The organism is Modestobacter muralis, assembly GCF_010682105.1.
Taxonomy (GTDB): domain Bacteria; phylum Actinomycetota; class Actinomycetes; order Mycobacteriales; family Geodermatophilaceae; genus Modestobacter; species Modestobacter muralis.
The window spans coordinates 50,627-64,137 of the sequence record NZ_JAAGWH010000040.1 but is presented as its reverse complement, the minus strand read 5'-3'; the positions used below and the strand labels follow the sequence as shown (position 1 = coordinate 64,137).

Genomic DNA, 13,511 nt, shown 5'->3' with positions numbered 1-13,511 from the left:
CCCTAGGAGCTCCATGTCCAGCGCGCCCAGCGCACCCGCCGCCACGCCCATCGTGCTGACCCGCCGGCGGGTCAACGTCATCTTCTCCGCGCTGCTGGCCGGCATGCTGATGGCCGCGCTCGACCAGACGATCGTCTCCACCGCGATGCCGACCATCGTCGGGGACCTGGGCGGGGTCTCGCACATGGCGTGGATGACCACCGCCTACCTGCTGGCCACCACGCTGGTCATGCCGGTGTACGGCAAGTTCGGCGACCTGTACGGCCGCCGCACGCTCTTCCTGGTCGCCATCGGGCTGTTCACCGCCGCCAGCCTGGGTGCCGCGCTGGCCCCGGACTTCGGCTGGCTGGTGGTCTGGCGCGGCGTGCAGGGCCTCGGTGGCGGCGGGCTGATGATCCTGTCGCAGGCGATCATCGCCGACATCGTGCCGGCCCGGGAGCGGGCCAGGTACATGGGCCCGATCGGTGCGCTCTTCGGGCTGTCCGCCGTGGCCGGGCCGCTGGTCGGCGGGTTCCTCACCGACTCCGCGGCGCTGGGCTGGCGCTGGTGCTTCTGGGTCAACGTCCCGATCGGGCTGGCCGCCTTCGCCGTCGGCTGGGCGGCGCTGACCCTCCCGCGCAAGCGCAGCACCACCCCGCTGGACCTCGCCGGCATCCTCACCCTGTCCGTCGCCACCTCCTCGCTGGTGCTGGCCACCGACCTCGGCGGCAGCGAGGGCTGGGGCTCCTGGCAGGTGCTGGCGCTGCTGGCCGTGCTCGCCGGGTCCATCGCGGCCTTCGTGCTCGTGGAGCGGCGGGCGGTGGAGCCGATCGTCCCGCTGTCGCTGTTCGGCAACCCGACCTTCGTGGTGGCCACCGCGCTGGGCATGGCGGTCGGCCTGGGCATGTTCGCCGCGGTCGCGTTCACGCCGACCTACCTGCAGATGAGCTCCGGGCTGTCGGCGGCGAACTCCGGGCTGCTGATGCTGCCGATGACCGCCGGCATCATCGTGACCATCCAGAGCTCGGCGGCGGTGATCATGCGCACCGGCCGCTACAAGCGGTTCACCGTCGCCGGGGTCGCGCTGATCCTGGCCGCGATGGTCTGGATGACCACGCTGGCCGGCGACACCGCGCTGTGGACCGTCGGGGCGATGTTCTTCCTGCTCGGCGCCGGCCTGGGGCTGATCATGCAGAACGTCGTGCTGGCCGCGCAGAACGCCGTCCCCGCCGACCAGATCGGCACGGCGACCTCGACGAACAACTACTTCCGCGAGGTGGGCGCCGTGCTGGGGGTCGCCGTCTTCGGGACGCTGTTCACCACCCGGCTGGCCGACCGGCTCGGCGAGGCCCTGACCGGCAACCCCGAGCAGGCCGTGGCCGCCGGGATCACCTCACCGGACACCCTGGTGCCCACGGCGGTCCAGGCCGCCGGCGAGCCGCTGCGCACCGCCATCGTCGAGGCCTACGCCGACGCGCTGGCGCCGGTGTTCTGGTACCTGGTCCCGATCCTGGCGCTGGCGCTGCTGCTGGCCCTCGCGCTGCGCGAGGTGCCGCTGTCCGAGGTCGCCGGCATGGTCGCCCGCGGCGAGGCGGTGGCCCGCGAGGAGGACCTGCCCGTCGTCCCGCCCGTCACCCTGGTCGCCGACCAGCCGGCGGCCACGACCGGCGCCCCGGACCGGGACGACGCCCGAGCCCCGGTCCAGCGGTAGCCCCGGCCGGCCCGCCTGGGCCGGCCGACGCTCAGGTGAGGGAAGCGACCACGAGGTCGGCGACGGCGCGCATGCCGGCGGCGTTCGGGTGGTACGGGGCGACGCCGCCGGCGAGCAGGTCGCCGAACTCCCAGCCGGTCACCCACGGCTCCGCACTGCCGACGGCGTGGCCGCGGGAGACCTGCGAGACCGCCACCAGGTCGGCGCCACTGTCTCGGGCGGCCGCCGCCGTGGCCACCTCCAGCCGCCGGCCGATGCCGGCGCACAGGATCCGGTGCTCCTCGCTCATCGGGAAGGCGTCGGTGGCCCCGTCGGGCACCACGGTCAGGTAGTCGACCAGCACGACCCGCGCCCGCGGTGCGCGCCGCCGCACGGCGTCCACCAGCCCGACCAACCGCGCCGGCAGCTCCGCCAGGGCGGTGTCGACGGCGCCGCGGTCGACCGGCGTCCCGAAGTACGCCGCGGCCGAGGCCGGGGCGCCGCCGGGGGCGACCCGGTACGAGCAGCGGAGCAGGGTGAGCAGGTACTCGACGTCGTTGCCGCCGGCGGTGACGGTCACCAGATCGGTGTCCGGGCCGACGGCGTGGAGCTGCGGGGGCACCGTGCCGCCGGTCAGCAGCTGCTGCGTCCGGTCCAGGACGTCGGCGACCGTCGCCCCGCCGGAGCTGACGTCGACCAGGTCGTGGCCCAGCTGATCGGCGACCAGCGACGGGTAGTTGCGCCCCGACCTGCTGCACGCCGGGACGAGGATCGGCTCGATGCCCGGACCCGCGGCGAAGGAGCTGCCCAGGGCGACGTACCGGGTCACCGCGCGGCCTGGGCGGCGGTCATCAGCCGCTCCAGCTCAGCGGCCGGGATGGCGGACCCGAAGTCGGCGGCGAACCGGCGCATCGGCATCGACCCGATCATCTGCAGCATCCCCTCGTGCATCTCGGCGGCACCCTCGGGCATCGTGGCCAGGAACCCTGCGAGCAGCTGCGGTCCGGCCACCGGGTGCCCGAACCACTCGGCCACCGACGAGCCCAGGGTCAGCTCCGGCACGACCGCGTCGCCGGCCAGCGTCACCGTCGCCTCGGCCACCACGTCGGCGGCGCTGTCGCCGATCTGGACGGTGTGCTCCCCGGCGGCCACCACCCAGTCGTGCTCGCGGACGTCCCAGTAGGCGAAGGCCCGCCGGTCCAGCTCGAAGGCCACGGTCGTGGACTCCCCTGCCGCCAGCGACACCTTGGTGAAGGCGCGCAGCTCCCGGGCCGGGCGGCGCACCGGCCCGGCCGTCGTCGCCACGTAGACCTGGACGACGTGCCGGCCCGCGCGCTCCCCGGTGTTGGTCACCGTCAGCGTCACGGTCGCGGCGTCGACGTCGTTCGTCCGCACCTGCAGGTCGCTCGTCGCGAACGTCGTGTAGCTCAGGCCGTGGCCGAAGGGGTACCGCACCGGCACCTCGGCCGTCTCGAAGTGCCGGTAGCCGACCATCACGCCCTCGCCGTACCGGACGTGCCCCTGCTCGCCGGGGAAGTTCAGGTACGAGGGGGTGTCCTGCAGCCGGAGCGGGATGGTCTCGGCCAGCCGCCCGGAGGGGTCGACCGCACCGGTCAGCAGGTCGGCCAGCGCCGCGCCACCGGCCTGGCCGAGCAGGAAGCCGGCGAGCACGGCGTCGACGTCGTCGTGCCAGCCCTCGAGGGAGACGACGCTGCCCGAGGACAGGACGACGACGGTGCGCGGGGCGACCGCGGCGACCGCCCGGATCAGCTGCACCTGGGCGGCGGGCAGGTCCAGCGTGCTGCGGTCGAAGCCCTCGGACTCGTCGCTCTCGGCCAGCCCGGCGAAGACGACGGCGACCTCGGCGTCCCGGGCCGCGGCGACCGCCTCCGCGCGCAGCGCCGCGGCGTCCCCGGAGCCGTCGAGGGTGGAGCCGGGCGCGAAGGTCACCGTCAGGGACGCCCGCAGCGCGGTGAGCGCGTCCTCGACCCGGGTGGCGTTGACGTGCGAGCTGCCGCCGCCCTGGAAGCGCGGCGTCCGGGCGAACTCACCGACCACGGCGACGCGGCGGCCACTGCCCAGCGGGAGGGTGTCGCCGTCGTTCTTCAGCAGCACCGCGCAGCCCGCCGCGAGCTCCCGGGCCAGCGCGTGGTGGGCGTCGACGTCGAACCCGTCGGTCGGCTCGGTCACCAGCCCGGCCAGTGCGGCGACCCGTGCGACGCTGCGGTCGACGACGTCCTCCGCGAGCCGTCCTGCCCGGACGGCGTCGACCACCGCCTGGTTGCCGGCGCCGTGGTCGCTGGGCATCTGCAGGTCCAGGCCGGCCTCGAGGGCGGCGACCCGGTCGTCGACGGCGCCCCAGTCGGAGACGACGGCGCCGCGGAAGCCCCACTCCTCGCGCAGCACCTCGGTGAGCAGCCAGCGGTTCTGCGAGGCGTAGACGCCGTTGACCCGGTTGTAGGCGCACATCACCGTGGCCGGCTGGGACTCGGTGACCACCCGCTCGAAGGCGGGCAGGTAGATCTCGCGCAGGGTGCGCTCGTCGACGTCGGCGCTGACCTGCATGCGCTGGGTCTCCTGGTTGTTCGCCGCGAAGTGCTTCACCGAGGCGCCGACGCCCTCGCCCTGCTGACCGCGGACGTGTGCGGCCCCCAGCACGCCGGCCAGCAGGGGGTCCTCCGAGTAGTACTCGAAGTTGCGCCCGCACAGCGGGGACCGCTTGATGTTCACGCCCGGACCGAGGACGACGGGCACGCCGATGGCCCGCGCCTCGACCCCGATCGCCGCACCGATCCGCTCGGCGACCTCAGGGTCCCAGCTGGACCCCACCGCGACCGCGGGCGGGAAGCAGGTCGCCGGGACGCTCTCCAGCAGCCCGATCTGGTCGAAGTCGCCCTGCTGGCGGCGGACGCCGTGCGGGCCGTCGGTGAGCACGACCGAGGGCAGCCCGGCCGCCTCGACCGCGGGGGTGGACCAGAAGTCCTGCCCGGACAGCAGCAGCGCCTTCTGCTCGAGCGGCAGCGTGGTCGGGTCGAGCGGAGTGGCGGAGGTCACCCCTTGATCCTGCCCATCGGTCGGGCCGGCCGTCCGGCCGGGTGCCATTGGCCGGCTGCGTCTCCCGCCTTCGCCGCCGAGGCGGCGTGCACGTCGTCCAGGTACGACTCCTCGGTCGACGGGGCAGCGCTCGCCCCTCGCGGGCGAGCCGCCACCCCTCAGTCGCCGGTGCCCGCCCGGCGCTCGTGCAGCCGGAGCCGGGCGAGCAGGTCGGCGACCAGCAGCCGGACGTCCACGTCGGTGTAGACGCGCCGCCCCGGCTCGGCCGGGGACGTCGTCCAGGTGCTGGACGCGTCGTCGAGGGCGGTGACCAGGACCGGCGGGCTGTCGCCGAGCGGCCAGGTCTCCCCCTGCGCCACGAAGTCGGGGACCGGCAGCTCGAGGTACCGCTGCCACAGCCACGCCCCCACCCGGCCGGCGCCGCCCACGTCGTGCTCCAGCTCCGCGACGGAGTACGCGCAGCGCCGATAGGTCTCCAGCGGGAACTGCCAGACGGCCAGGTCACCACGACCGAGGACCTCACTCGCGGCCTGCGCGTCGGTGTCCCGGTTGTACTCCGGCGCTGCCGGGTCGATCGACCCGCCGACCCAGACCAGGGTCAGCCGCGCCGCGATGTCCGGTGCCTGGCGCAGCGCCTGGGCCACGTTGGTCAACGGTCCGCCGCAGACCAGGAAGAGCGGCAGCGGGTCCTCCCGCCGCGCCTCCGCCACGATGGCGTCGGCGGCTGCGGAGCCGGTGTCGCCCCCGTCGATCGGGACGTCGCACCCGGTCGCCACCACCGGCCGGTGCGGACCGTCCACCAGGTCCACCAGCTGCTGGGCGAGCCGCGTCCCCGCCGCCGCCGTGCCCGCCGGCGGACCGAAGACCGGATTGAGCTGCGAGCCGGTCACCGCGACCACCCGGTTGGCGGTGCTGAGCAGGTGGTGGGCCAGCGCGACCAGGCCGTCAGGGTCACCGGCCCAGTCGTTGTCGACGACGACGCGGCACCGTTCGGTGATGCGCAGGGACACGTCCGCTCCCGGGGTCAGACGGTGGGTACGGCAGCGGGGTCGTCGCTGCCGGCGTAGCTGGAGGAACGGACGACCAGTGACCCGGACGAACACCAGACGCCGCCCAGGCGGCCGGTCATCCCACCGGCCACCTCGGTGCTGACGTACCGGCCGTCCAACCGGCCCAGCTCGGTGAAGCCGCCGCCCTGGACGACACCGGCCACCAGTTGGTCCGGTCCCAGCGCCGTGGAGGAGAAGTGCCCCTCGTCCGGCACGGCACGGATCTCCAGGACGACGTCGCCGTCCGGGACGGGGACCTCGCCCAGCACCGAGCGCAGCGGTCCGACCTGGGCCACCGCCCGCACGCGGTCGCCGTCCACCTCCAGGTCGAGGTGGTGCCGGCCGTCCATCCGCACCGACAGCCCCCCGGTCCCCCCGGCGGCGTCGACGACGGCCCGGAACCGGGCGTACAGGTGCTCCTGCCGGCGCCCGGCGAAGGCCAGGTCGTCCGAGGCCGGGTCACCGTCGACGGCGCTGATCCGCCAGCCGCCGTCCTCGCGGGTCAGCACCTCGGCCGGGAAGCGGCGCGGCGACACCCACGACGGGGGCAGGTCCGGTCCGGCGAGCTCGTCGACCAGCACGGGTGCCGGTTCGGGGGTGAGCCACTCCCCCAGCCGGGGCCAGCCTTCCACCCAGGTCACCTCGGCCGCGAAGGTCTCCCGGCCGAGCACGTGGAACTGCGGACTCGCGCCGCGGATCCGGACGCCGTGGAAGACGATCGCCCAACTGCCGTCGGGCCGCTGCACCAGGTCGGAGTGCCCGGTGTTCTGCACCGGCGACTCGATGCCCCGGTGGGTGAGCAGCGGGTTGGCCGGGCCCGGCTCGAAGGGGCCCTGCGGCGACCGGCCACGGGCGATGGTGACCGCGTGCCCGCGCTCGGTGCCGCCCTCGGCGATCAGCAGGTACCACCACCCGCCGATCCGGTAGAGGTGCGGGCCCTCCGGGAACCGGCCGCCGGTCCCCTGCCACACGTGCCGCCGCTCGGTCAGCGCGGCACCGGTCGCCGGGTCGACCGCCTGCTGCACGAGCCCGGCCGGACCGCCCGCGCCGAAACCGGCGTAGGTGATCAGCAGCGTGCCGTCGTCGTCCCAGGCGAGGTCGGGGTCGATGCCACGCACCTCGGGCATCCGCACCGGCTCCGACCACCTTCCGAGCGGGTCCTCGGTGGTGACCAGCGTCTGCCAGCCGCCGTCGGCGAGGTTGGTGGTGATCATCCAGAACCGGCCGTCGCGGAAACGCAGCGTCGGGGCGGTGATGCCGCCCGACCCCGGCGCCGTCGAGACGTCGAGCTGGTCGGGCCTGGCCAGCACGTGCCCGACCTGCTCCCAGGTCAGCAGGTCGGTCGAACGGAACAGCGGCACCCCGGGGGCGTACTCGAAGCTCGAGCACACCATCCAGTACGTGTCGCCGACCCGCACGACGCTCGGGTCCGGGTGGAAGCCGGGGACGACGGGCGTCGGCGCGCTCGGCGGTCCGACGGGCGCCCGGGTCCCGGACGTCGAGGTCGCGGTCACTGGTGGGCTTCCGGGTCGAAGAAGAGCGCCGGCTTCTCGACCGGGACCGGCTCGGGGATGGTCGCGGTGAAGGAGTGCCGGCCGGCGCCGACCTCCGTCGGGGCGCTGCCGTCGGGCAGCACCACCTCCGCGGTCGTGTTCGGCGGCACGGTGACGTCGAGGGCCAGGGCAGTGCCGTCGGACAGCGTCCAGGAGACCTCGGCCGTGCCGTACGGCGTCTCGTGCGTGGCCGCTGCCGAGGTGATCCCCGGGCCCGGCCGCGGAGCGACGCGCAGCCGGCGGTAGCCCGGCGCCGCGGGGGCGAGACCGGCCACCGTGCGGTGCAGCCAGTCGGCGACCGCACCCAGCGCGTAGTGGTTGAACGAGGTCATCTCGCCGGGGTTGATCGTGCCGTCGGGGAGCATGGAGTCCCAGCGCTCCCAGATGGTGGTCGCGCCCATGGTCACCGGGTAGAGCCACGACGGGTTCTCCCGCTGGAGCAGGAGCTCGTAGGCGGTGGCCAGCTCACCGGCGTGGGTGAGCGCATCGGTGACCAGCGGCGTGCCGAGGAAGCCCGTCGCGATGTGGAAGCCGTCCTTGAGCACCTGCTCGGCCAGCAGCGCGCCGGCGTGCCCCCGTTGCTCCGGTGTCAGCAGGTCGAACTCCAGAGCCAGCGCGTACGCCGTCTGCGAGGGGAACGTGACGCGGCCGGTCGGCGTCACGTACTCGGCCCGGAACCGCTCGGCGGCCCGTTCGGCCAGGTCGGCGAAGCCGGCGCCGTCCCGGCCGAGGACCTGGGCGGCCTGCGCCATGGTGCGGGCCGAGCGCGCCAGGTAGGCGGTGGCGACGCACTGCCACGGGGTCCTCGCCGCCGCCGGGTTGTCCGGGGGTGCTGCGGTGTCCAGCCAGTCGCCGAAGGAGAACCCGCCCTCGGGGAAGTCCAGGTCCGCCCCCGCCCGCGCGGCGAAGACGTCGATCCAGGCCGTCATCGACGCCCACTGGTCGGCCAGCAGACCGGCGTCGCCGCTCCGCTGGTACAGCACCCACGGGACGACGACGGCGGCGTCGCCCCAGCCGACGTCGGCCTGCAGCGGGAACGGCATCAGCGGCAGGTAGGGCACGTACATCGGCACGATGCCGGCGTGGTCGGTCAGCTGCTCGGCCGCGAGGTCGGCCAGCCAGGACCGGAGCATGCCGGTGGTGTCGTAGAGGAAGGACGCGGTCGGGGCGAAGACCTGCAGGTCGCCGGTCCAGCCCAGCCGCTCGTCGCGCTGCGGGCAGTCGGTGGGCAGGTCGAGGAAGTTGCCCCGCATCCCCCAGACGACGTTCTCGTGCAGCCGCTCGACGTCGGGGTCTGAGCACGTGAAGGTGCCGGTGCGGTGCAGGTCGGTGTGCACGACGACCGCCTGGAGGTCCTCCGGCCGCAGCTCGCCGGGCCAGCCGCTGACCTCGGCGTAGCGGAAACCGTGGAAGGTGAACCGCGGCTCCCACGTCCGGGGGCCGGCGCCGTCGAGGACGACGACGTCGGTCGCCCGGGCCGCCTTCAACGGACGGGTGCCGAGCTCCCCGTGCTCGAGCACCTCGGCGTGCCGGACGGTGATCTCGGTCCCGGCCGGTGCGTCGGGCAGGGAGAAGCGGATCCGGCCGACCAGGTTCTGGCCGAAGTCGACCAGCGTGGCGCCCGACGGCGAGGTGCTGATGGTCTGCACGGCCACGGTCTCGGTGCGCCGGACCGGCGGCCCGGTCGGGGCGACGAGGGTCGCGACGTCCAGGGACCCGGTCTCGACCGGCGCCCAGTCGGCGTCGTCGAACGACGGCTGCGACCACCCCGGCAGCTCCCGCCGGGCGTCGAACGTCTCGCCGTTGTAGAGCCCGGCCCGGGTCAGCGGGCTCGGGGCCGACCGCCAGGAGCCGTCGGTGGTGACCACGGTGCGGCTGCCGTCGGGGTGGTCCACCTCCAGTTGCACGAAGGCGCCGGTGCGGTCGCCGTACCAGCCGCGCTTGCCGGTGAAGCCGAGGAAGCCGGTGAACCACCCGTCGGCCAGGTGCACGCCGATCGCGTTGACGCCCTCGGTGAGCAGGCCGGTGACGTCGTACGTCTGGTAGCGCAGCCGGTGGGTGTAGCTGGTCCAGCCCGGTGCCAGCACCTGGTCGCCGACGACCGACCCGTTCAACTCCGCCTCGTAGACGCCCTGCGCGGTGGCGTACAGGCGGGCCCGGACGACGGGCCGGTCGAGGGTGAACTCCCGGCGCAGCAGTGCCACCGCCTCGTCCCCGGAGCCGGCCGGCAGGACCGGCCGGACGAGGGTCGCGGTCCAGTCGGCCGGCTCCAGCAGCCCGGCCTCGACGACGACCGCCTCGCTCCAGGCCGACGGTCCGGTGTCACCCTCGCCCCAGACCCGGACCCGCACCGCCCGCCGGTCCCGGCTGACGAGCGCCGGGGCCTCCCAGGCGACCAGGACGGACTCGGCCGAGTCGACGCGACCCGAGGACCACGCTGCGCCGTCCGCCGGCGCGATCTCCAGCTCGTAGGCCACCTGTCGCCAGTCAGGCAGCTCGGTCCGCGAGACCCAGGACAGTCGGGGCCGGGTGTCGTCGATGCCCAGCGGCTCGCGGTGGTGCTCCACGGTGACGGGCAGGACGGTCAGGTCGCTCATGCGCGGTGTGCTCCGGTCTTGTCGGCGAGCAGGTGGTCGGCGAGGTACCTGACCGAGCGGTCGACGATCCCGTCGACGTCGTCGTGTCCCAGCCAGATGTGCCCGGCGCCCTCGACCGGGACGAGCTCGGCCGCCGCACCGGCCGCGGCCATCGCAGCAGCGAGCTGCTCGCTCTGGGTGGGTGGGACCAGCCAGTCGGCGGTGCCGTGCTGCAGCAGGAACGGCGGGGCGTCGGCGGTGACGTGGGTGACCGGGCTGGCGTCGGCGCGCGCCTGGCCCGTGAGGCCGCGCAGCAGGTGCTCCTCCGGCGGGGTGTGCAGCTCCTCGGGCAGCAGCGCGGCGATGTGCGGAGGCGGCGCCTGGCGCGGCATGGTCTCCAGGTCTGCCAGGCCGTACCAGTCGACGACGACGTCCACTGCGCTCGACGGGCCCACCACCCCGTGGGTGCCCTCCAGGTCCGGCCGGTGGGCGGTCAGCCCGACCAGGGCAGCGATGTGCCCGCCGGCGGACTCACCCCAGATCCCGATCCGCTCGGTGGCCAGGCCCAGCTCACCGGCGTGCGCCCGCAGGTAGCGGACGGCAGCCTTCGCGTCGTGCAGCTGGGCCGGGAAGGGGGCCTCCAGCGCGTGCCGGTAGTCGATCGTCGCGACCGCGAGCCCGGCGGCCAGCAGCGCCTCGAACACCTGGCCGGGCCGCAGGGTCTCCGGCAGGATGCGCCGGTCGCCCATCATGAAGGCCCCGCCGTGCACCCAGACCACCAGCGGCGCCGGGCCCGCACCGGCCGGCACCCACACGTCCAGCTGCAGCGGCCGGTAGCCGAAGGCCACGGCGTAGGTCAGGCCGGCGAAGTGCCGGGACCCGTCGGCCCGGACGATCGGCTCGTGCGGCGGCAGGAAGCGGGCCGGGCCGGCCCACTCGGGGGCTTCGGCGCTCATCGGGCGTTCTCCTCGGGGAGGGTGCTGGTGTAGGAGTGCTCGCCGGGTCCGGCGGAGTGGGTGGTGCCGTCGGGCAGGACGACGGCCGCCTCGGTGCCGGCCGGCACGACGACGCGCAGCCGCAGCCGGCCGTCGACGACCCGCCAGGTGGACTCGATCCGGCCGTACGGCGACTCGTGGGCGGCCTCGGCGCTGGTCAGGCCACCGCCGGGGCGTGGGTGCACCCGGAAGCGGCGGTAGGCCGGTTCGACCAGCTCGATGCCGGCGGTGTACCGGTGCAGGAAGGAGACGACCGCGCCCTTGCTGTAGTGGTTGAGCGACTCGTGCGGCACCCCGTCGGCGTCCACGCCGTCCCAGCGTTCCCAGACGGTGGTCGCGCCGCGGTCGATCATCGTCAGCCAGGAGGGCTCGGTGTCCGACAGCAGCAGCTCGTAGGCGACGTCGAGGTGACCGGCGTCGGCGAGCACCGGCAGCAGGTACGGCGTCGCCAGGAAGCCGGTGCCCAGGTGGGTGTCGGCCTTGCGCACCAGCTCGACCAGCCGCTCCGCGACCGCCGGTCGGAGGTCCGCGGGCACCAGGTCGAAGGCGAGTGCCCGCACGTGGTCGGCCTGGGTGTCGGGCACCAGCCGGCCGTCGTCGTCCAGGTACTCCGCCTGCCAGGCGGCCCGCACCTCGGCGGCGAGCCCGGCGTAGCGGTCGGCGTCCGCCGGCCGGCCGAGCACCTCGGCGATGCGGGCCATCAGCCCGGCGCTGTGCGCGTAGTACGCCGTGGCCACCTCCCCCTCGTCAGCGGCGACGAAGGCACCGAAGTCCCCGACGTCCTCCCCCGGCACCAGCCACTCGCCCCAGTGGAAGCCGGTGTCCCAGAGGAACCGCTCGTGCGGCGCCGGCTCCGGGCGGGCAGCGGCCCGGGCCGGGTGCCGCTGGTCCCGGGCCATCCGCTCGACCCGGTCCAGCCATCGGGTCATCGCCGGCCACAGCTCGGCCAGCACGGCGGTGTCGCCGTAGGACCGGTACAGCTCCCACGGCACGATCACCACGGCGTCACCCCAGCCGGCCGAGCCGTTGAGGAAGGCGACCGGCCCCTCCCTGCCCTCCGAGCGGGCACTCGGGCTGATGTTGGCGATCGTCCCGTCGGGCCACTGGTCGGCGGCCACGTCCCACAGCCACTTGGTGGAGAACCCGGCGACGTCGTAGAGGAACGCCGCGGTGGGCACGAACAGCTGCCAGTCACCGGTCCAGCCGGCCCGCTCCCGGTGCGGGCAGTCGGTGGGCACGTCGCAGGCGTTGTCCCGGAAGCTCCACACCGCGGCCTCGTGCAGCCGGTCGATGCGCTCGTCGCTGCTGGAGAACCAGCCGGTGCGCCGCAGGTCGGTGTGCACGACCACGCCGCGGACGTCGTCGGCGGTGAGCTCGCCGGGGTGGCCCTCGATCCGCACGTACCGGAAGCCGTGGGTGGTGTGCCGGGGCTCGAAGACGTCGCCAGGCACGCCGGCGGACACCACCCGGTCGACCTGGCCGGCCGGCAGCGGCTCGGGGAGGAACGGCACCGCAGGGCGGAGGTGGTCGGTGGTGAGGTCGCCGTCGGGGCCCAGCCACTCGCCGTGGGTGAGGGTCAGCGTGGTGCCGGCCGGCCCGAGGTCGGTGACCCGCACCCAGCCGTTGACGCCCTGCCCGAGGTCGACGAGCTGCGCTCCGGTGGACAGCCGGGTGACCGAGACGGGGCGGAGCTCCTCCACCCGGCGCACCGGCGGGGCGGGCGAGTCGACCAGGCCCGCGTACCCGTGGTGCACCACCGTGACCGGAGCCCACCCGTCGGCGAAGCCGGCGGTGTCCCAGCCGCGCGGCAGCCGCCGCAGGTCGACCTGCTCGCCGGCGATCAGGTCCGCGGCCAGCACGTGGCCGGTCGAGCTCGCCCAGCCGGGACCGGTGCCGACGACGGTGACGCTGCCGTCGTCATGGGTCAGGTGCAGCTGGCCGAGGAACGCCAGCCGGTCGCCCCACTGGTCGGCCGCGCGGACGATGCCGATCTGACCGCGGAACCAGCCGTCGGACAGCACGACGGCCAGCGCGTTGCGGCCCACCTGTACCGCGCCGGTGACGTCGATCGTCTGCACCTGGAGCCGCACGTCGTACTGGGTCCAGCCCGGGGTCAGCTCCGCGTCGCCGGCCCGCTGCCCGTTCACGAACGCCTCGTAGAGGCCCTGGGCGGTGGCGTGCAGGCGGGCGGAGACGACCGGCCGGTCGACGTCGAACTCGTACCGCAGCAGGGCCGCCGGTCGCGCACCGGGCACGCCCGCGGGCATCTCCCCCGGCTCGATCCAGACCGCCTGCCAGTCCTCGGCCCACAGCAGGCCGGTCTCGAACAGCCCGAGCTCCGACGGCTCGCTCTCCCCCAGGTCGGTGCGCACCTGCACGCGCCACTGGACCCGCTGGGCGGAGGTCAGCGGCGGGCCGGCGTAGGGCACCAGCAGGGTCTGCCCCGACTCCACCCAGCCGGTGTCCCAGCCGGTGTCGGCGGTGATCCGGTACGCCTGCTGGTCCGCCGCACCGGTGGGCAGCCGCCAGGACAGCCGCGGCGCGGTGACCCGGATGCCGAGCGGCTCGTCGAGGTGCTCGACCCGCAGATGGGACGGGGCGTTCGCGGGCATGGG

8 protein-coding genes are annotated in these 13,511 nt (G+C 74.8%); 1 reads left to right on the top strand and 7 read right to left on the bottom strand.

From position 1 onward, the window contains the following. Positions 1-13: 13 nt before the first annotated feature. Positions 14-1,690: an MDR family MFS transporter gene (locus GCU67_RS14370; protein WP_163611903.1), complete on the top strand. Its 1,677-nt coding sequence runs from the start codon at positions 14-16 to the stop codon at positions 1,688-1,690. A gap of 31 nt (positions 1,691-1,721) precedes the next feature. On the opposite strand, the gene GCU67_RS14365 is transcribed toward GCU67_RS14370, so the two are convergent. The 7 genes from GCU67_RS14365 to GCU67_RS14335 form a co-directional block, all read right to left on the bottom strand. Continuing rightward, positions 1,722-2,498, bottom strand: a complete 777-nt coding sequence (locus GCU67_RS14365; RefSeq protein ID WP_163611902.1) for a GDSL-type esterase/lipase family protein — start codon at positions 2,496-2,498, stop codon at positions 1,722-1,724. After that, positions 2,495-4,723, bottom strand: coding sequence for a glycoside hydrolase family 3 C-terminal domain-containing protein (locus tag GCU67_RS14360; protein WP_338105022.1), 2,229 nt, complete (start codon positions 4,721-4,723; stop codon positions 2,495-2,497). The genes GCU67_RS14365 and GCU67_RS14360 overlap by 4 nt, the downstream gene beginning before the upstream one ends. A 158-nt stretch (positions 4,724-4,881) precedes the next feature. Continuing rightward, complete coding sequence (locus GCU67_RS14355; protein WP_163611900.1) at positions 4,882-5,733, bottom strand: nucleoside hydrolase; 852 nt, start codon at positions 5,731-5,733, stop codon at positions 4,882-4,884. 14 nt (positions 5,734-5,747) lie between these two features. Then, positions 5,748-7,286, bottom strand: a complete 1,539-nt coding sequence (locus tag GCU67_RS22855; RefSeq protein ID WP_163611899.1) for a family 43 glycosylhydrolase — start codon at positions 7,284-7,286, stop codon at positions 5,748-5,750. Beyond that, entirely contained in the window at positions 7,283-9,922 is a 2,640-nt protein-coding gene (locus tag GCU67_RS14345; protein WP_163611898.1) for a glycoside hydrolase family 78 protein, read from the bottom strand. The genes GCU67_RS22855 and GCU67_RS14345 overlap by 4 nt, the downstream gene beginning before the upstream one ends. After that, the gene (locus tag GCU67_RS14340; RefSeq protein ID WP_163611897.1) at positions 9,919-10,857 is read right to left on the bottom strand and encodes an alpha/beta hydrolase; all 939 of its coding nucleotides are present in this window, start codon (positions 10,855-10,857) and stop codon (positions 9,919-9,921) included. Before GCU67_RS14340 ends, GCU67_RS14345 begins: the two co-directional genes overlap by 4 nt. Next, positions 10,854-13,508, bottom strand: coding sequence for a family 78 glycoside hydrolase catalytic domain (locus tag GCU67_RS14335; protein ID WP_163611896.1), 2,655 nt, complete (start codon positions 13,506-13,508; stop codon positions 10,854-10,856). Before GCU67_RS14335 ends, GCU67_RS14340 begins: the two co-directional genes overlap by 4 nt. Positions 13,509-13,511: the final 3 nt, after the last annotated feature.